We start from the raw sequence: 19,971 nt of genomic DNA on the forward strand, positions 1-19,971 counted from the left end.
CTATGCGTATTCGCTCTATTGAAGCCGCTGACCGCGAATTCTTTATCGACCGCTGCCATGCGTTCTACAAAACGCCTGCCTGCGACCATGAAATCCCGCAGCAGAACGCCGAACGCACCTTTGAGCTGCTCCTGCACGGCACGCCGTATGCGGACTGCCTGATTGCCGAGGACGAGAACGGACAGCCGTGCGCGTACTGCCTGCTGGCGCTCACCTGGTCGAATGAGGCGGGCGGTCTGTGCGTCTGGCTGGAGGAAATCATGGTGGATGACGAGCGGCGCGGCAAGGGCATCGGCAGCAGGCTCATCGCCGCGGTGCACGAAAAGTACAACACAGCCGCGCGGTATCGTCTGGAGGTAACGGAAAGCAACGTGCGGGCAAGTGCCCTCTATCACATGCTCGGCTTTGAGGATTTGGAGTACAGGCAGATGATACTGGACACGCCGCCGCTCGGCTAAGCAGATTGTTGGTATTTTTGTCACAAACTTGTTACAAATTACCTCTTGATTTTGTGCACTAAGCGCACTATAATAAAAGTATTAAAAGGAAGGAAGGTGGGTCCGATGGACAGTGAAATTCAGCAGTACGCAGGAGATATCCTTGCACATCCGCGTTTTCAGCAGCTTCGCACGTTCTGTCACCACGGACTGGACAACTCTGTGTATGACCATTCCGTTGCGGTAGCGGAAGCAGCCTGTCAGATCGCCCGCCTGATGCGTCTGTCGGAGAGCGAAACGACCTCGGTTGTCCGTGCCGCGCTGCTGCATGACTTTTTCGGCTATGACTGGCACGGCGAGCGCTTTCGCCGTTATCTGAGCCATTTTTCCGGCGTGCACCGCATTGCACACATGCACGGGTTCATTCACGGCCACATCGCAGCCGACCGCGCCAAGCATACCTTCGGTCTGTCCGAGCGGGAGTGCGAAGCCATTGCACGGCACATGTTTCCGCTGGCGGCCATGCCGCGCACGCGAATCGCGTGGATCGTCACCGTGGCGGATAAAGCCGTGGCGTCCAAGGAAATGACCGCCGCTGTCGGCGGTTACGTCTCGCACGCGTACCATAAAATTTTCGCATAAAAAGCACCCGATCTCCATTGTGTCTGTTGGAGATCGGGTTTTTGTTATTCGTAGATGGAGTTGATGATGGATTTCATTTCGTCCACTGATACAGGAGCGGAGATGAGCACTTGATAATTTCCTGTTAAGGCAACGGCATTGATCTGCTGCAAATTATGCATAATATACCATGTTGTATTTTCTTTGACATATTCAAGTACGGGTCGATCGTCTTTTTCAATCGTTCCGCTCGACGAATCCGTGACTTTGGAAATCATCACAAACATTTCAGAATGTTTAGTATGATCCTCATACTTTGCAAAAATGCTATCTTCACCTAACAAATAATCCTTTGTCATTTTAATATACGCCTGCTCATATCCATACGGCAGCCATAATGGAGCCATTTTTGTTTTAATTCCCAATGCTGATAAAGTATCTGCTAAGGTCGCATTTTCGATATTAAACCATTCAGTCATATGTCCATCGTCCCAAGCAGAATCGCTCTTTTCTAAACCAACATTCGATAAATCTGTATCCGGCAAATCGGCATATTCCGGTAATGGCTCACTCTTTTCTGCTGGCTCTAAGGTTTGAGCATACTCTTCTATTGAAGAAGTATTATTCTCGGGCAACGCAGTATACGTTTCATGGTCATAATCCGGCATATTGGAACGATCTTCCCATGAGCCATCAGGATAATAGATAATCTTTCCATCTTCTGACGTAGCAAAATCATCATGGTAAAAGCCGAATGTTTCTGCACCCCACATCGCCGCATAGTCGAACGGATTGTGTCCGGTAGCCAGCGCAAACACGGTTCCTGCGGCGAAAACAGCCGCCGCGACAACAAAAATGCGGTAGCACAGCCGCCGTCCGCGGTGCGGCTTGACGAAAAATTCCTTATGGTCGGCCTTGAACTTTTTGAGCGACGCTTCTGTGTCGATTTCCGGCGCGTCCGTCTGCGTCTGCAGATACTGCTCGAGCGCAGGCAGAGCCGCATCACCGTTTTCGCAAACGTCGTCCATCAGTCGGAACAGCTCGTCAATCTGCTTAGAATCCTGCATTGTCGTCACTCCTTTCCATAAGTTCGGCGCAGTGCCGCCGTGCGCGGCTGTACTGGCTGCGGCAGGCGGTCTCGGAAATGCCGAGTTTTTCCGAAATGGTGGAATAGTCCATGTCCTCAGCGAGCCGCAGGGTCAGAATGCGCTGTTCGGACTCAGATAAGCCCTTTGGCAGCATACCGGAAAACGGTATCAGCTCGGGTTCGGCTGCACGCAGAATGCTTTCCTCAAGCGGCGCGGCCGCGTGTCTGCACTGCGCGCGGTATTCGCTGATGGCGTTGTTTTTCAGCACACGGAACAGCCATTTGACCGGCTGCTCGTGCTCCATCACGCTGTTGATCTTTGCCAGCAGGATGAGAAAGGTGTCGGCCACAATGTCCTCGGCAATATCGCGGCTGCCGACAATGGGCAGAACAGTCTGCACCATCATCCTGTAATACTTTGTATATGATTCCTCGAAAAAGAGGATTTGCTCCTGTGTCAATTTGGTTCCCTCTCGGGTTGAAAATGATACCATTCAATTATACAACGCCTGAGCGGGATTTTCTGTGGCAAATTTTTTGAAAAATTTTTTTAGCGGCTTGTTGTCACAAAACGGCGCTCCCGGTCGTTATAATAGTATCGGGAAAATGGATTGACAAAATATTATTTTTGTTGTATACCATAAGTATGGATAGAAAAAACTGTATTTTGTTATGTGGAGGGGCAATTATGATTAAGTTCAAGAAAATCGTAAGCGGCACACTCGCGGGCTGCCTGATGGCGTCCGCGCTGATGATGAGCGCAGGCGCAGCAAATGTGCAGACCTATATACCGTCGGGTACGGTGCAGGCAGCTGCACAGAATACGGCGCAGACCCGCACCGCCGTAAAAATCAATCCGCAGAGCGCGGACATCTATGCAGAGGGCATTCCGGCTGCCTTCCCGAGCGAGGACGGCAAGACGGTTTACACGGCGCTGAGCTACAACGGCTCGACTTACATGCCGCTGCGCACGGTTGGCCGTTGGATGGGCAAAAATATCTCGTGGGACAGTGCATCGCGCACAGTATTCCTGTCCGGCACTACGGAAAAGTCCTATCCGTGTGCGGATGATGATGCGTACCACAAGGAAGGCGTGAAATATGTCGGTGCGACCGGCACGGCTACGCTCGATAAGGGCGTGAAGGTGCTCGTGGACGGCAAACAGCAGACCTTCAAAAACCAGAAGGGCCAGACGATTTATCCGCTGTTTTACAGAAACTCCATCTATCTGCCGCTGCGCAACATCGGTGAGCTGACCGGCATGGATGTAACGTGGTACAGCGCCAAGGCAGAGAATGACGTGAACGCCATCTTCCTGCGCATGCCGCTTTCGGACAGCAAGCGCGCCGAAATGGAAACCTACGCGACGAACCTCATGAAGCAGCTGCTCGATATGCGAACGGATACGCAAAAGTTCGAGAATTGCGAATCTGCGGTGAAAAACGGCAGTTATACCGACTATGTGATTACCGATAAGGCGGCTGCTATGGCGGCGCTGGATTCCATCAAGCGCAAGGCGCAGACCATCCGCAGCGGCATGACCGAGCAGGCCAACCCGATTCGCTACTACAACAGCAGCCTGATGAACGAACTGGATTTCCTCATCAATAACGCGGATACCGTGATGGACCGCGTGAAGAACGGACGGGTCGTGGTCGGCAGCAGTAACCCGAATGCGAGCGTAGTCGATCAGACCGCCGTCATGTTCGGCGCGGATGATACCATGCTCGACTGCGAACGTATGGTTCGCATGCTGCGACAGAATATGGACAGATTATTCTAACAGGCAAACAAAAGAAGCTGAGACAAAATCTCAGCTTCTTTTTCATGTTATCCGCCGCAGACCGAGCAGGCGGTGTAACCCTGCCGCTTGGCTTCGGAAAGCGACATTGGAATCTGGCTTTTCTTCAAATACCGGCAGCCGGCGCTGTGATATTTGGAGCCGGTGTCTGTGACGTAAACCGTTTCGCTCTGGTCGTCCGAGCTGCTGTAAGCTGCCGGGACGGACGAACTGTCACTCGAGGAACCGCCGGAGGACGAGCCGCTCGATGCACCTGCTTTGAGCGTATCCACCTGTTTCTGTAAATCCGCCTTCTGGCTCGTGAGCGTGTCCACCTGCGTCTGCAGGCCGTTCTTCTCCTCGGTGAGCGAAGCCACCTGCGCTTTCAAACCGTCAATGGTCGGCTGGGATTCGTCCACCTGCGCCTGCAGGTCGGAGACCGAGCCTTCCAGATGGCTTACCTGCGACTGCAGGGAAGCGGTCTCGTTCATCTGCTCCGCCAGATGATTGTAATATGTGTACGATGCACCGCCTAAAACGCAGTTCAGCAGCAGAGAAGCCGCGATTACAAGTGTTTTCAGCGTGTTTTTATCAAATTTTTTGCCATCCATGGATGTCCTCGCTCCTTTCGGTTCGGTTTCATTGTATCGCCTAAAATCTGGCTGTGTAAATGCGGCAGAGCGAATTGTCGATATCTGTCGAACTTATGGCAGCACTTTTGCGACGATGTTTGTATAATTTTCGTGTCTAACATTGAAAAACAGTCGGGAAGTGTGTATAATGAAACTAACTGAAAGTATCTGAGGATATGCAAAGTTATTTCTCATTTTGGAGCGTAAAAATTTATGGCATATGAAAAAAACAGACGCCGCCCTCCGGTAGAGGATGACGGCACGCTGATCGAGGGACGCAACGCCGTCCTCGAAACGCTGCGCGCAGGCCGTGCAGTGGATAAGGTGTTTGTGGCTGAAGGCGCACACATCGGTGATGTGGCGGCAGAAGCGCGCAGGCATCGCGTTCCGGTCGTCACCTGCGACCGGCGCAAGCTGGACGGCATGAGCCCGACCGGCAACCATCAGGGCGTTATCGCACAGGCGGCGGCACAGGAGTACGTCTCGCTCGACGATATTTTCCGCGTCGCCGAGGAGCGCAGTGAGGTGCCGCTCATCGTTGTCTGCGACGGCATCGAGGACCCGCATAATCTGGGTGCCATCATCCGTTCGGCAGAGACCGCAGGCGCACACGGCGTTATCATCCCGAAGCGCAGAGCTGTCGGTCTGACCGCGGCTGTCGCTCGTTCGGCGGCGGGCGCACTCGCCTATGTCGGCGTACACAAGGCAAACAACCTTGCGTCCACGCTCGATGAACTCAAGGAACGCGGTGTATGGCTGTTCGGTGCAGAGGCTGACGGTACGGTCGGCCTGTATGACGCACCGTTTGACCGCCCGACCGCCATCATCATCGGCTCGGAAGGACAGGGGCTCAGCCGCCTGACCCGCGACAAGTGCGACTACATCGTCAGCATCCCGATGAGAGGCCGTGTCAACTCGCTGAACGCATCCAACGCGGCGGCTGTGCTGCTGTTTGAGGCGCTTCGCCGACGCACACAGGGCAATTAAGGGGGAAGTGAACATGGATAGAAAAGACGATATGGATCTGGAATCGCTGAAAAATATGCTCAGCGACGTACCGGATACCGATGAATTTGATCTGGATTCCATCATCGCCGAGGTGTCCGGTCAGGCGCCCGCAAAGGCGGCAGAGCCAATGCCTAAGGCATCGGCAGAGCCGGAAAAGCCGGTCGAGCCGCAGCCCGCACCGGCGGCAGAGACCAAGGCAGAGGAGCCAAAGACGGCTCCCAGAAATAAGAAGGATAAAACGGCAAAGAAGGCCGCAGAGACCGCCGCCGCCGAACACGAGTCTGTTGAAGAAGCGCGTGAAGCGCGCATCGCGGCGCGCGAGCAGAAAATGGAAGAGCGTGAGCGCAGGACCGCGCAGAAGATCGCCGAGCGGCAGGCACGCCGCGAGGCCAAGCTGGCAGAAAAGGAAGCTGCCGAGAAGGCCGCCGAGCAGCAGGAGATCGTGGAAGAAGCCGCTGCCGAGGAAGCAAGCCGCAAGGCAAGCATCTCGCGCAAGCAGGCAAGAGCGGCACGCATTGCCGCCGATCAGGCCGAGGAAGAAGAAGATATCAAGCTGGTCGATCCCGAGGTGGCTATGCACGCGGCACGCCGCCGTTCGGGCATTCTGTCGTTCCGGTCGCTGCTGGTGCTGATCCTTGCCGCAGCTGCCGCGTATCTCAGCTTTGCACCAAGCTTTGAGGCACTGCCGCTTCCGGTCGTGCTCGATATTCTGCAGAACCCGACCATCGGCATCGGCGCACTGGCTGCCCTGCAGATCCTGGCGCTGCTGATCGGTATTGACGTGTTCGGCAACGGCTTTTCCTCGCTGCTGCATGGCCGTCCGGCACGCGGCACGCTCGTGTCGTTCGCGGCGCTGGCATCGCTGCTGCACTGTGCCTCTCTGCTGGTATTTCCAGATCAGGGCGGCGTCGCCGTACCGTACACGGCGGTTTCCATCCTTCTGCTTTACGCTGAAATGCGTGAGGCACGCGGCCGCAGTCTGGCGCAGGCGCGTTCCTATCGTGCCGTCTGCGAGGCAGAGCAGCCGCTGGCGGTTTACAGCCACTACGACAGCGAGATTGACGCGTGCAACGCCGTCAAGTGCCCGCTGTACGACGCAAGCTCGTTCCTGACCGAGATCGAGCGCCCGGACACGGTTGACCGCTTCTCGCTCATCTACACGCCGATTGCACTGGCGCTCGCAATCGTCCTGTCGCTGGTCGCTTCGTTCAACTGCGGCGAGCCGGTGCGCTTCTTCTGGGCGTTCTCGGCAATCCTGTCGGTGTCCGCGCCGGTCGGTCTGCTGTGTGCGTTCGGCGCAAGCTACAAGAACACCGCAAGCCGCCTACTGCGCTCGGGTGCAGCCATTGCGGGTGCGCGTCAGGCCAACCTGCTGCGCGGCACGGAGAAGGTCATGCTGCTCGAGAACGATCTGTTCCCGACCGGCTCGATCGAGCTTGAGGCCATCGACAATCTGGGCCGCATCACGGACGAGCAGATTCTCGGCTGTGCAGCCGCGCTGACCGAATCCGCTGGTCTGGAGCTGGGCCGCGTGCTGACCGATACCACGAAGGAGCGCTTCGGCATCACCTTCACCGCGCGTGACGTGCGTCTGGTCGAGGGCGGTGTGACCGGCGCTGTCGGCACCAGCCGTATCGTGCTCGGCACAGCGGCGCTCATGGTCAAGATGGGCATTCCGATCGAATCCGGTCATAAGGGTCAGATCAATATGTATCTGGTTGTGGATAACGCGCTTGCAGGCGTGCTGACCATGCGCTACCAGACCACCAAGAATACCTATAAGGCGATGCGCCTCATGCGCCGCATGCACATGAATGCGGTCCTCGCCGTTCGCGATTTCAATATCTCCCCGGCGATGGTCGAGGAGGAGTTTGACCTCCGACGCGGCTTTGCCGACCAGCCGGACCCGACAGGCGTGGATCGTCTGCTGAATCCGAATTACGCCAAGGGCGATGCACCGGCAGCTATCCTCACCCGCGAGGGTGCCGGTCCGTTCATGCAGGTGCTCCGCGGCGCGGATAAGCTGGCAGGCGCCGTCCGCTCGGCGCTGACGCTCGGCACGTTCGCCGGCCTGCTCGGTATGCTGATCGTGTTCTACCTGCTGTACCAGAACGCCGCAGACGCGCTTCCGGTGATGAATATCCTGCTGTATCAGCTTATTTGGTACATTCCGGTGTTTATTATCACCCAGCAGACGAGATAAGACATAGAAAAACCTCCGTACGAACCATACGGAGGTTTTTTGCATTTTCTGGCAGTGATTAGGTGGGGCACACGAACTGCGTCAGCGGGTTCGCCCTGTCCGGGCGGCAGCCTTTTTCTCTGCACCGGCTGAGCGGGGTGCGCGAACTGCGTAAGCGTGTTCGTCCCTAACGGGCGGAGAGTTTTTCGCTGAACCTCAGCGAGGGGATTCGCCGCGCCCCGCGGCGGGGGAGTGCGCTGACGCCGCGCGGGCGCACAAGAGGGTAGACACCTGCGGTTTCCACCCTCTTGTGAATCTCCCCTTTCCCTTTGATAGCCTGGCGCAGATTGCCTACATGTGACCGCTTCGAAAACAGGGGAACGGCAGTCGGGTTACCGTTGCGTGTCTTTCGTGAAATATTCGCAGTTCACAGATAGCGTACTGCTACACAGACCGGAAAGTCTTCGCAGGCGCGGCATAGCAGTGCCGCGCAATTCGTGAGCGCGTTGTGATAGACAGCACCTACGAAGATAAATTGTACCAAACGCCTAATTCGTAGGTGCCGTGCGGTATAACGTGTTAAAGAGTTGCGCGGCACTGTCATGCCGCGCTTGCGTAGATGAAACCACATGTGTAGCAGAACAGTATCTGACACTGCGAACATGTTGCTCAAGAGGACGGACTCCGAAGGTAGTTCGTCCGCAGCAGAGAAAAAATCCTCTGCCGTACTCCTTTTCGGAGCGGTCACATGTCGGCAATCTGCGCCAGACTAACTAATAAGGGAAAGGTAGGAGTTCAAAGAGGAAGGAAAACCGCAGGTTGTCCTTCCTTTTTGCCCCCTGCGGCGGGCGCCGCACTCTCCCGCGCTCCGCAGAGCGCAACTCCCCGCTGAATCGCAGCGAAAAACTTCCCGCCCGGAAAGGGCGAACACGCTCACGTAGTTCGTGTGCCCCGCTCAGCCGGTGCAAAAATTAAGTTAAACTGTTTTTCCGATAATGCGACGGCGAAACGCCATACACAAGCCGAAACCGCTTGATAAAGTAGCTGAAATTATCAAATCCGACGCGAAACCCGACCTCCATGACCGGCAGATCGGTCTCACGTAGCAGACGCGCCGCCTGCTCGATTCGCAGGGAATTGATATGCTGGGTGAATGTCCTTCCGAAATTATCCCGGAAAAAGGTGCTGAAATACTGCGGCGACAATCCAAACTCCGCTGCAACCGCCGACAGCGAGAGCGGTTCGGTGAAATGCTCACCGAGGTAGCCGACGATCTCCTTAAGCTGCTGCGCCTTATAGTCCGCGCCCGGGCGCATTTGATGTCCGACAAGTCTGCCGTACTGCGCGCACACCGCCACGATGCCGAGCAGCGCGGCCTTCACGGCAAGCTGACAGCCGGGCGCCTGCACCTGCCACGCGCGCACGATCTGTGCGAGCAGCGCACGTATCTCGCTCTGGCCGGGTTCACCGGCGCGAATGCAGGTGCCGAATCGCAGCCGTCCCTCGGCGAGCGGCGACAGCAGCGCGAATTCGCTCTGGTCGGCGCGCGAAAACTGCAGGAAATCCGCCGCAAACACGAACGAACGGAACTGATTTTCCCGTCCGGCGGCACGAATTTCGTGCAATTCCTCACCGGCGGCGAAGAACACATCGCCGTGGGTGCCCTCGTAGGTGTGGTCAGCGATGGTGAGCGAAACGTGGCCCGCGTCCACCGTGATGATTTCCAGCTCCGGGTGCCAGTGATAGGGGATAAAATCGCTGTCATCGGCCTCGCTGCCGTCCAGCGCGGGATAGATCTGGAACGGGAACGCCAGTGTGCCGTGCTCTTTTTTTTCTCGGCGGGCTGCATCCATGGCGAAAATCCTTTCTGATGCACGCGCTGCGTGCATACCTTAAAATCGTGTTATTACTGCTGAAGAAATTGCAAGCAATCCTTTGAATATCTGCTATAATTATAGATGAAAAAGGAAAGGAAGGCAAGAGTGCGAGGGAATCCAATCGTATTTTTGTTGTATCATTTGCGAGAAAATCCGCTTGGATTTTTGTGCTGAATGCCAAAGCCTTTCCGCACCGCGCCGAATCCGTTCAATGAGTGGTTGAAACTGGCTGTTATGGCGTGGTATAATGATAACAGATAGGCTGTTTTGCACAGCTGAATCTGCGTGATCGGGTGGGATATACCGGTCACCGCACCAAAAAATTATTTTTTGGAGGGAATTCCTATGTACATGGATAAGCAGGTCAAGCGCGGATACAACGAGTACATCCGTCTTGACGAAGGCATCGGCAAGGATGCCATGATGGACGTTGCTCTCCTCGTGATGGAAGACGGCGACACCTGGAGCTGTGAGGAGCCTGAGAAGGAAGTTGCAGCACTGGTATTCGACGGCAAGTGCACCATCAAGTGGGAGAATGAGTCCTACGACGTAGACCGTCCGAATCCGTTCGACTATAACCCGTCCTGCCTGCACGTTTGCAAGGGCGTAAAGTTCGAGATCATCGCACACGGTCCGTGCAACATCTACATTCAGAAGACTTTGAACGAAAAGACCTTCCCGAGCAAGATGTACAAGCCGGAAGACACCGATACCTGGGCACGCGGCAACAAGGGCGAGCTGATGGGTTGCATCAAGCGTGATGTACGCACCTGCTTCGACCTGGACAACGCGCCGTACTCCAACATGGTACTGGGCGAAGTTGTCAACCTGCCGGGCAAGTGGTCCTCTTACCCGCCGCATCATCATCCGCAGCCGGAGTGCTACTTCTACCGCTTCGACAAGCCGATGGGCTTCGGCGCAGGCTGGGGCAACGGCGAGATTTACGAGACCCATCACAACGGCCTCGCTATCATCACCGATAAGATGCACTCTCAGGTAACCGCACCGGGCTACTCCTGCTGCTACGCATGGGGCATCCGTCATCTGCCGGGCAATCCGTGGGACAAGACCCGCATCGACGACGAGGAGCACCTGTGGCTGCTTGAGGACGATGCCAACGATCATATCTGGCACTGCCCGAGCGGCAACTAAATAGTTGCCTTGCTTCTAAGGGGGACTCCGGGAAACAGACTGTAAAAACAGCCACCGGCTGTTTTTACACCGCTTGTTCGAAAATCACAAGCGGCCGTCTGAAACTCGCACGCGCAAACGCTTCGCGTTTATTTTAAGGCGCGTGTTCGCTCCCTTAGATACCGAAAAAGTTCCCAAGGAAACTTTTTTGGATAACCCCCTCTCGTTCGCACAGCGAACGAGGCTCGGGACACGGTGTCCCGAGGCAGTGGGATCAAAGTCCGGCGGAGCTGGACTTTGACAAGGAACTGCATCTGCCGCGTGCGCGCGGCAGGCACGAGACCTGTCTCGTGCGTTTGGGAACCTATGGTTCCCTTGCCCCTCCTTTTGGAGAGGGAGGGTGCTAAGTCAAGGCTTGTTGGAGACTGGCTTTGATTCATCATTATTTGTATTCTATTTAGGAGGATTTCCAACATGATTCATATGGAAACCGTTCGTCTGACTGCGTCTCAGGCGCTCGTTCGCTTCCTCGAGAACCAGTATATCAGCTACATTGATATGGATGGCAACGAGCAGGAGCACAAGTTCGTTAAGGGCATCTTCATGCTGCCGGGCCACGGCAACGTTGTAGGCTTTGCCAACGGCGTTGAGCAGGAGCTCAAGGACATGGTTGTTTACCAGGGCAAGAACGAGCAGGGCATGGCTCTGGCTGCTGTCGGCTATGCAAAGCAGATGCGCCGCAAGTCCATCTTCGCCTGCACCTCTTCCGTAGGCCCCGGCGCGTGCAACATGGTTACCGCTGCTGCAACCGCTACCGCTAACAACATTCCGGTCCTGATCCTGCCGGGCGACATCTACGCTTCCCGTCAGCCGGATCCGGTTCTCCAGCAGATGGAGCAGCCGCAGAACCTGTCCATCTCCGCTCATGATGCTTTCCAGGCTGTTACCAAGTACTGGGGCCGCATCAACCGTCCGGAGCAGGTTATGACCGACATGATCTCCGCTATGCGCGTGCTGACCGATACCGCTAACACCGGTGCTGTTGCAATTTCTCTGCCGCAGGACGTTCAGGCTGAAGCATACGATTACCCGGTTGACTTCTTCAAGAAGCGCGTATGGCGCATCGACCGCCGTCCGGTTACCAAGTACGCTCTGGACAAGGCTGTTGAGGTCATCAAGAACGCAAAGAAGCCGCTCCTGATCTGCGGCGGCGGCGTTCGTTACGCTGAGGCACACAAGGTATTCAAGAAGTTCGCTGAGGACTTCGGCATCGCATTCGGCGAGACCCAGGCCGGCAAGTCCGCTGTTGTTTGGGATCACGAGCTGAACCTCGGTGGTCTGGGCACCACCGGCGGCATCGCTGCAAACAAGCTGGCGCACGAGGCTGACGTTGTAATCGGCGTTGGCACCCGTTACACCGACTTCACCACCGCTTCCAAGTGGCTGTACCGCACCGATGCGAAGTTCGTCAACATCAACCCGTCTGAGTTCCAGGCTTACAAGATGGACGCTACTCCGGTCGTTGCTGACGCAAACGAGGCTCTGACCGCAATCGGCGAGGAGCTGGCTAAGATCGGCTACCACACCGACAAGGCTTACGCTGAGGAAGTTGCTGCTCTGCGCAAGGAGTGGTGGACCGAGGTTGAGCGTCTGGACAAGGTTGAGTACACCGATCCGGAGCACTTCACCCCGGAGTGCAACGACGACAACCGTGAGTGCGTTGAGAAGTACATCGAGGATACCGGCTGCAAGCTGTGCCAGACCACCGTTCTGGGCACCATCAACCACATGATCGATGACAACGCTATCGTATGTGCAGCAGCAGGCTCCCTGCCGGGCGACATGCAGGGTCTGTGGCGTGCACGCAAGGAGAACACCTACCACATGGAGTACGGTTACTCCTGCATGGGTTACGAGGTTGCTTCTGCTCTGGGCGCTAAGATCGCTTGCCCGGATCAGGAAGTTTACGCTATGTGCGGCGACGGTTCCTTCGACATGCTGCACTCTGAGCTGATCACTTCGGTTCAGATGGGCCACAAGATCAACGTTATGCTGTTCGATAACGCTTCCTTCGGCTGCATCAACAACCTCGAGGTTTCCAACGGCAACGCTTCCATCTGCACCGAGAAGAACATGCTTGAGGAAGGCGTAACCAACGGCGTACACAAGGGCAAGGTAATCCAGGTAGATTACGCTGCAATCGGCGCTGCTTACGGCTGCAAGACCTACACCGTTAAGACTCTTGACGAGCTGAAGGCTGCAATCGAGGATTCCAAGAAGCAGACCGTTTCCACCCTGATCGACATGAAGGTTCTGCCGAAGACCATGTCCGCAGGCTACGAGGCTTGGTGGCGTGTAGGCGTAGCTGAGGTATCTCAGAAGGCTGAGGTTCAGGCTGCCCGCAAGCGCATCGAGGATCACCTGTTCGAGTCCCGCCACTATTAATAGCGCGCGATAAACTCGCTTTAGGTTTACGAAAGCTCCCAACCGTGAGGTTGGGAGCTTTTTTGCGGTTTCAGGTATGCTGAATGGAGAATGGCGCTATCCTTGCGCTCAGCCCGCCCTGCGGTACCGGTATAGAATAAAAGAACTCCTCCCATCGCTTCAGACGGGAGGAGTTTTTTTTACAGCATCTGCAACAGCTCGATCTGCTCACCGGACGGACCGGTGAAGAACCAGTTCTGCAGGCCGCCGAAGGTATTCGGCAGTACCTTCTTCTCCGGTGCGGTGAAGCTGATAACGCCTGCCGCCTTGAGGTCAGCCGCGGTCTTGTCGAGGTCATCAACGTAAACGGCAAAGTGCGGGATGCTGCCCTCACCGGACGGCACGAGCGTGCCTGCGGGCGGCTCGATCAGCTCGAGCAGGAAGCCGCCGAATTCAACGAGCGCCAGCTTCTTCAGGCCTTCCGGCGTCTCTACGCCGTCGCGCTTGAATACACTGCCGCCGATCATCTCGTAAAATGCAATGCTCTGGTCCATATCTACGGTGTAAATCGCAATATGGCCGATACCTTTATAGTGTTCCTTCATGGTGATTCCTCCTTGTGCGGGTATTCTCGCCTTAGTATTAGCATAGCACGTTTTTGCGGATTTGCATAGGGGATAGGCATAAAAAAACGACCGTCGAAAGACGGTCGTTTTGAGTTGCATTACTGAACAGAATCGGAAACAGAAGCAGTGGTCTGATTCTCGAGGTAGTTCTGGTAGGTGGTTTTCTCGCTCTTGCCGAAGCCAAGGGGAGAGAAGATTACATAAGCCAGAACCATGATCAGCAGGGTAACGGTAGCCCAGATCTTGCCGTTCTTCCACGGGGTCAGATCTACAGCGCCTACGTCCTTCAGCTCGAAATCGGTTGCACGCGGATGCTTCTTAACGATTACCCACATCAGCAGCATGTCGAATACGAACAGGATCGCGGTGAAGTACAGGTAGTGGATGTTGTTCAGTGCCGGGATTACGTTACGCAGACCGAACTGGAGGATGAAGTACAGAACAACGTGTACCGGGATGACGATCTTAGCAGCGATAGCCGGAACCTTCTTCCAGAAGAAGCCGCACAGCAGGCAAACAAAGATCGGGGTGTTGAACGCAGCGAAAGCAGAGTTTACGAAGCTCGTGATGCCGCCCATGTACAGCATGAACGGGGACATGATGGTGGAAACAACTGCTACTACAGTACCGAAGTTCTGACCGATCTTAACCATGCGGGCATCGGATGCGGTCGGGTTGAACAGCGGACGGTGAATGTCGAGTGCGTAGATGGTGGATGCGGAGTTCAGTACCGAGTTGAAGGAGGACAGGATCGCGCCGAACATTACAGCAGCGAAGAAGCCCAGGATCGGCTTCGGCATAACCTGTGCTACCAGCATCGGGTAAGCGGAGTCGCCGGAACCCCAGTCCATGCCCGGGTAAGCCAGTGCGCAGATAACGCCCGGAACAACGATGATCAGCGGAGTCATGATCTTGAGGAAGCCTGCAAATACGGCGCCCTTCTGTGCTTCCTTCAGGTTCTTAGCACCGAAGGTACGCTGGATGATGGACTGGTTGGTTGCCCAGTAGTACATGTTGTTGACCAGCAGACCGGTGAACAGCAGCGGCCACGGAAGCCACGGCTCCGGGGTGTTAACCTCGTTGATGGCGTTCAGGTAGGACGGATTGGTGTGCAGGAACTTGTCGAAGCCGTCCATGAAGGAGCCGTCGCCGCCGAGCTGGCCGGACAGGAACATGAAGCCGAATACCGGAACCAGCAGGCCGCCGACGATCAGGCCGAGGCCGTTGATGGAGTCGGACAGTGCGATTGCCTTCAGGCCGCCGAAGATGGCGTAGATAGAACCGATGATTGCGGTTGCAACACAGACGATTGCGATTGCTGCAAAACGGGAAATACCGAACATCTCGTCAATGCCGAAGATGTTTACGAATACCTGTGCGCCTGCGTACAGGATGTTCGGCAGCATGATTACAACGTAGCTGAGCAGTACGATGATGGAAACCAGACGGCGGGTGCCTTCGTCGTAGCGCTGCTCAAAGAACTGCGGAACGGTGGTCAGACCGGTCTTCAGGTACTTCGGCATCAGTACGAATGCGAGGATTACCAGAGCGATTGCAGAGGTTACCTCCCAGCCCATGGTGGACATACCGACGCGAACTGCCTGACCGTTGTTGCCAACGAGCTGTTCTGCGGAAAGGTTGGTCATCAGCAGAGAACCGGCGATGACCGGGCCGGTCAGGCTGCGGCCGCCGAGATAGTAGCCGTCCTGCGTGTCGAGGTTGTCACCGCGGGTTTTCCACCACGAGATGAGTGCGACGAGTGCCGTGAACGCCACGAAGGTGATCGCGGTAAACGCCATGGAGTTTACGAAGTTCATCTTTTTCTCCCCTTGTAAAAATTTCGTGTCCCGGCGGAGATCCCTCAAAATCCACCGAAACGATTTCTGAATGACGGCCTCGGTCTGCGCTTGCGTGCGCGTGCCCGCAAGATCCCAAAAAACAAGACCGTCAATCGAAGGACTGAAGATCTGTCGAATGGGCAAACCGCGTTGCCGTTTGTCCGAGAGTTATTTTAACACTATACAGAGGCTATAGCAAAACATTTTTTTTACTTTTTTTGCACTTTGGATACTTGCACATAAACAAGAAGGCGTATTTGTGCATTTCGACGTTAACTGAAAGCAGATTTACAAAGTGAACGTTAAAAAATTATCAATAACAACGAAAAAATTCGTAAAACTGTATCTTTTTTACAAGAAAAAATCCCCACATAAAGTGGGGATTCTGTACGGAATTACGGTGTATACCATTCATCGCTGCGATTTTTTGCGTCAAAAATCTGCGCATATTCCGCATGGTGATAATCGTTCAGCAGGTCGTTTTCCGGCTGTTCACTCTGCGGATACCAGGTGCCGTCCGGCAGGCGATAACCGTTGACGTTCATCACCGGAATCTGCTGCTGCAGGGCAAGGCGCATCTGGTCAAAGCCCGAGGTCGAGCAGCCGAGCGCGTTCAGCGCATACGCGGACAGATAGTTCGCGCTGATCTGCATGTTTGTCTGCTCCTTGATGTCGTAGTTCGCCCAGATGAAGAACGGCGTTACCATCTTTTTCTGGCGTAGCTCGGCATCCGAGAGATCGCCGCGCTGACTCTCGAGCAGGGTGTTGTAAAAGTCCTCCGGCAGATTGGGCTGGTGGTCGCCGAAGAACACGATCGCCGTCGGCTCATCCACCTTGGAGAAGTAGCTGATCAGCTCCTGCACGGCGTCGTCGCTGTACCGCACGAGCGACAGGTACTGGTCAACCGTCGGGTACTTGTCCTGCTCCTTACCGGTGAGGTAGATGCGCTTGTCGAAGTAACCGTCGCCGTCCCAGTCATAGCCGCCGTGGTTCTGCATCGTTACGTTGAACACGAACAGCGGCGTGTTTTCCCTCTTGTTCTCGTACAGCTCGAAAATCTTCTTGTAGCTTGCGCTGTCGCTGATAAAATCGCGCACACGACCGGCGTCAGCGGCAAAATCGTCCTGATAATACTGCGCTTCAAAGCCGAAGAAGCGGTAGACGTTTGTGCGGTTCCACGAGGTGGACAGATAGGGGTGAATCGCCGCCGTCTGGTAGCCGAGCGAATCCAGACCCGAGGTCAGATTGGGCATTTCGCTCTTGATGAACACCTGATACGCCGAGCAGTTGTACGGCAGGAACGCCATTGAATCGCCGGTGAGGAACTCCAGCTCGGTGTTGGCGGTGCCGCCGCCGAAGGTCGAAACGGTCAGCTGACCGCTGATGGTGTTCTCCTGACCCTGCATCAGCTTGTGCACATACGGCATGGGGTCCTCGTTGGTCTCAAGCGCACCGACCGAGCCGAGATCCGAGAAGGATTCGTTCATGATCACGATCAGATTGGGCGTTTTCGTGCCCTGTTTGCCGGTAAATTCGCTCTGTGCGGCAGAAAGCGCGTCCGCGCTGTAGCCCTCCGGCTGCTTGACAAACGAGCTGGTCGCGCAGCGCAGGAAGTAGAAAATCTCGCTGTACTGGCGGCTGGACTGCCAGAAAGCCAGTCCGGTGCCGACCGTCTGGATGCCAGTGTAGGCGATGAACGCCAGCACGAGCACGCACGGCAGCGAAAACAGTCTGCGGAAGTACCAGCGCTTGTGCACCTTGAAGCTGCGCTGCATCAGGCACACGCTCACGCAGAACAGCACAGCCGCCGCCGCGGCGCGGAGCACGGAAAGCTCCATCGGTGCGGAGTAGCCCTTGGAAACGTTGGCTGCCGTGCCGATGGCGGCAATGTCGCTCAGCATGACAGGCGTGCCGCGGAACAGCATAACGTAGTGGTCGATCATGCCGTGGATCATCGAAATTGCCATGCCGAGGCATACGCCGATACGCACGTTGCCGCAGATCAGATACGCCGCGGCGTAAACCGCCACATAGCAGATCCAGCCCTGAAAAAACGACTGCTTGAGCGTGATGACGCAGCCCTTGACCATGTATTCTACCAGGATCAGGCTGACAGCCGCCGCAGACAGGAACAGCAGCACGTCATGCACGAGCAGAACCGCCGCGTACAGCCGCGTGTGATTTTCCGCAAACGGGTGGTTGCGGCGCCACGGACGCAGCACCAGCGGCACGAATGCGCCTGCGGTCAGCCAGTGCGAGATGGTCGGCTGATACATCAGCGAGCCCTTGCTCAGCAGGGGATGGAACAGCAGGAAAAACGCAACGAGCAGCAGTACATTTACACCGATTCGGTACGGGTTTCGTCCGGTTTCGTTTTGAACCTTATGTTCAATGCTCAAAAAAGTTGCTCCTTTCGCAGAGACGGAAAAGCCGCTGTGGTGTTTCCGCAGCGGCTTCTCAAGTCGTTAGAATTTATGCCTCAGGCGTTTCTTCTACGCGGGTAACTGCGATAGAGAGATCGTCCAGCTGCTTGTCATCTACGATATCCGGGCAGTTCATCATCAGATCGGACGCGTTCTGAACCTTCGGGAAGGCGATCACGTCGCGGATGGAATCCAGACCGGCGAGCAGCATGCACAGACGATCCAGACCGTAAGCCAGACCACCGTGCGGAGGTGCGCCGTAGGAGAATGCAGTAATCAGGTGACCGAACTGCTCCTTGGCCTTCTCCTCGGTGAAGCCGAGGGCCTCGAACATCTTGGTCTGCAGCTCGGGATCGTGGATACGAATGGAGCCGCCGCCCAGCTCACAGCCGTTGAGGATAATGTCGTACGCCTTGGCACGAACCTTGGCCGGATCGGTGTCCAGCAGCGGGATATCCTCGTCCATCGGTGCGGTGAACGGATGGTGCATGGCAACGAGGCGGTTCTCCTCCTCGCTGTACTCGAACTGCGGGAACTCGGTGACCCACAGCAGCTTGAAGTCGTCCTTCTTGGCAAGGCCCAGACGCTTAGCCAGCTCGCAGCGCAGCGCGCCCAGAGCAACAGCGGCGGTCTGCCAGTTTGCGTCGGCAACAACGAACAGCAGGTCGTTCTCCTTTGCGCCTGCACGCTCCTTGATGGCTGCAATCTCGTCCTCGGACAGGAACTTGGCGAACGAAGAAGTCATGCTGCCGTCTGCGGCGAGCTTCATCCATGCAAGGCCCTTTGCGCGGTAGGTCTTGACGAACTCGCCGAGCTTGTCAATCTCCTTGCGCGGGAACTTGTCCGCGTAGCCGTTTACGTTGATAAGACGGACCGTGCCGCCGTTCTCAACGGTATCCTTGAACACCTTAAACGAGCAGTCCTTGGCAATGTCGGAAATATCCTTGATCTCAAAGCCGAAGCGAACGTCCGGCTTGTCCGAGCCGTACTTGTCCATGGCGTCCTGCCAGGTCATGCGCGGCAGCGGCAGCTGAATGTCAACATCGAGCACTTCCTTGAATACGCGCTGGAGGAAGCCCTCGTTGACGGCGATAACGTCATCCTGCTCAACGAACGACATCTCAAGGTCGATCTGGGTGAACTCCGGCTGACGGTCGGCACGCAGGTCCTCGTCGCGGAAGCAGCGGGTGATCTGAATGTAACGGTCCATACCGGACAGCATGAGCAGCTGCTTGTACTGCTGCGGGGACTGCGGCAGGGCATAGAACTTGCCCGGATGCACACGGGACGGCACGAGGTAGTCGCGCGCACCCTCCGGGGTGGACTTGGTCAGCATCGGGGTCTCGATCTCGAGGAAGCCGTGCTCGTCGAAGTAGTTGCGGGCAACCTGCGTTACGCGGTGGCGCAGCATCAGGTTCTTCTGCATGGACGGACGGCGCAGGTCAAGGTAGCGGTACTTCAGACGGATCTGGTCACCGACCTCCTTGGTGTCGTCAATCTCAAACGGGGTGGTCTCCGCCTTGGACAGAATGCGGATGTCCTCGGCAATAATTTCGACCTCGCCGGTCGGCATCTTCTTGTTGATGGCAGCCGCGTCGCGGGCCACCAGCTTGCCCTTGACAGCCACAACGAACTCGGTGCGGCAGGTGAATGCGATGTCGAACAGGTCGGCGTTGACCGACTTGTCAAAGGTGCACTGTACGATGCCCGCGCGGTCGCGCAGCAGCAGGAACAGAACGCCGCCGTTGTCACGCACGCGGTCAACCCAGCCGTTTACGGTAACGGTCTGACCGGCGTGCTCCAGGCGAAGATCGCCGCACATATGCGTGCGCTTCATGCCTGCAATAGATGTGTTATTCATGTTTATCAATCCTTTAAGATTTGTTTATTACAGTTTTGATTTGC

At 56.0% G+C, this 19,971-nt stretch carries 15 protein-coding genes; 7 read left to right on the plus strand and 8 right to left on the minus strand.

Going from position 1 to position 19,971, the window contains the following annotated elements:
* The first annotated feature begins 2 nt into the window (after positions 1–2).
* Entirely contained in the window at positions 3–458 is a 456-nt protein-coding gene (locus C7386_RS02760; protein WP_116704799.1) for a GNAT family N-acetyltransferase, read from the plus strand.
* 105 nt (positions 459–563) lie between these two features.
* The gene (locus C7386_RS02765; protein WP_110437311.1) at positions 564–1,079 is read left to right on the plus strand and encodes an HD domain-containing protein; all 516 of its coding nucleotides are present in this window, start codon (positions 564–566) and stop codon (positions 1,077–1,079) included.
* A gap of 44 nt (positions 1,080–1,123) precedes the next feature.
* On the opposite strand, the gene C7386_RS02770 is transcribed toward C7386_RS02765, so the two are convergent.
* The gene (locus C7386_RS02770; RefSeq protein WP_110437310.1) at positions 1,124–2,125 is read right to left on the minus strand and encodes a hypothetical protein; all 1,002 of its coding nucleotides are present in this window, start codon (positions 2,123–2,125) and stop codon (positions 1,124–1,126) included.
* Positions 2,112–2,639, minus strand: coding sequence for an RNA polymerase sigma factor (locus C7386_RS02775; protein WP_116704800.1), 528 nt, complete (start codon positions 2,637–2,639; stop codon positions 2,112–2,114). The genes C7386_RS02770 and C7386_RS02775 overlap by 14 nt, the downstream gene beginning before the upstream one ends.
* Positions 2,640–2,833: 194 nt before the next feature.
* Here C7386_RS02775 and C7386_RS02780 point away from each other — a divergent pair, with 194 nt between their 5' ends.
* On the plus strand, positions 2,834–3,928 hold the full coding sequence (locus C7386_RS02780; protein ID WP_165815441.1) for a stalk domain-containing protein: 1,095 nt from the start codon (positions 2,834–2,836) through the stop codon (positions 3,926–3,928).
* Between the two features lie 47 nt (positions 3,929–3,975).
* Here the strand turns inward: C7386_RS02780 and C7386_RS13600 are convergent, their stop codons facing one another.
* On the minus strand, positions 3,976–4,536 hold the full coding sequence (locus C7386_RS13600) for a hypothetical protein (protein ID WP_207655835.1): 561 nt from the start codon (positions 4,534–4,536) through the stop codon (positions 3,976–3,978).
* A 234-nt stretch (positions 4,537–4,770) separates the two neighbouring features.
* On the opposite strand from C7386_RS13600, the gene rlmB reads away from it, so the two are divergent.
* Both rlmB and C7386_RS02795 read left to right on the plus strand, forming a co-directional pair.
* Positions 4,771–5,544 (plus strand): 23S rRNA (guanosine(2251)-2'-O)-methyltransferase RlmB, encoded by a 774-nt coding sequence (gene rlmB, locus C7386_RS02790; protein ID WP_110437307.1) that lies wholly within the window; start codon positions 4,771–4,773, stop codon positions 5,542–5,544.
* A gap of 13 nt (positions 5,545–5,557) precedes the next feature.
* On the plus strand, positions 5,558–7,768 hold the full coding sequence (locus tag C7386_RS02795) for a hypothetical protein (RefSeq protein ID WP_110437306.1): 2,211 nt from the start codon (positions 5,558–5,560) through the stop codon (positions 7,766–7,768).
* Between the two features lie 950 nt (positions 7,769–8,718).
* Here C7386_RS02795 and C7386_RS02800 read toward each other — a convergent pair.
* Positions 8,719–9,600 (minus strand): helix-turn-helix transcriptional regulator, encoded by an 882-nt coding sequence (locus C7386_RS02800; RefSeq protein ID WP_158575587.1) that lies wholly within the window; start codon positions 9,598–9,600, stop codon positions 8,719–8,721.
* Positions 9,601–9,969: 369 nt separating this feature from the next.
* Here C7386_RS02800 and C7386_RS02805 point away from each other — a divergent pair, with 369 nt between their 5' ends.
* A complete protein-coding gene (locus C7386_RS02805; RefSeq protein ID WP_110437304.1) occupies positions 9,970–10,776 on the plus strand; it encodes a 5-deoxy-glucuronate isomerase in 807 nt (268 codons plus the stop codon).
* A 462-nt stretch (positions 10,777–11,238) separates the two neighbouring features.
* Positions 11,239–13,200, plus strand: coding sequence for a 3D-(3,5/4)-trihydroxycyclohexane-1,2-dione acylhydrolase (decyclizing) (iolD, locus tag C7386_RS02810; protein WP_116704877.1), 1,962 nt, complete (start codon positions 11,239–11,241; stop codon positions 13,198–13,200).
* 179 nt (positions 13,201–13,379) lie between these two features.
* On the opposite strand, the gene C7386_RS02815 is transcribed toward iolD, so the two are convergent.
* The 4 genes from C7386_RS02815 to aspS all read right to left on the minus strand — a co-directional run bounded on the left by C7386_RS02815 (position 13,380) and on the right by aspS (position 19,927).
* Positions 13,380–13,784: a VOC family protein gene (locus C7386_RS02815; RefSeq protein WP_118285092.1), complete on the minus strand. Its 405-nt coding sequence runs from the start codon at positions 13,782–13,784 to the stop codon at positions 13,380–13,382.
* 119 nt (positions 13,785–13,903) lie between these two features.
* Positions 13,904–15,622, minus strand: coding sequence for a solute:sodium symporter family transporter (locus C7386_RS02820; RefSeq protein ID WP_116704803.1), 1,719 nt, complete (start codon positions 15,620–15,622; stop codon positions 13,904–13,906).
* Between the two features lie 416 nt (positions 15,623–16,038).
* Positions 16,039–18,042: an LTA synthase family protein gene (locus C7386_RS02825; RefSeq protein WP_116704804.1), complete on the minus strand. Its 2,004-nt coding sequence runs from the start codon at positions 18,040–18,042 to the stop codon at positions 16,039–16,041.
* Between the two features lie 73 nt (positions 18,043–18,115).
* Positions 18,116–19,927: an aspartate--tRNA ligase gene (gene aspS, locus C7386_RS02830; RefSeq protein ID WP_116704805.1), complete on the minus strand. Its 1,812-nt coding sequence runs from the start codon at positions 19,925–19,927 to the stop codon at positions 18,116–18,118.
* Between the last annotated feature and the right edge of the window lie 44 nt (positions 19,928–19,971).

The sequence above is a fragment of the Agathobaculum butyriciproducens genome, from assembly GCA_003096535.1.
GTDB classification, from domain to species: domain Bacteria; phylum Bacillota; class Clostridia; order Oscillospirales; family Butyricicoccaceae; genus Agathobaculum; species Agathobaculum butyriciproducens.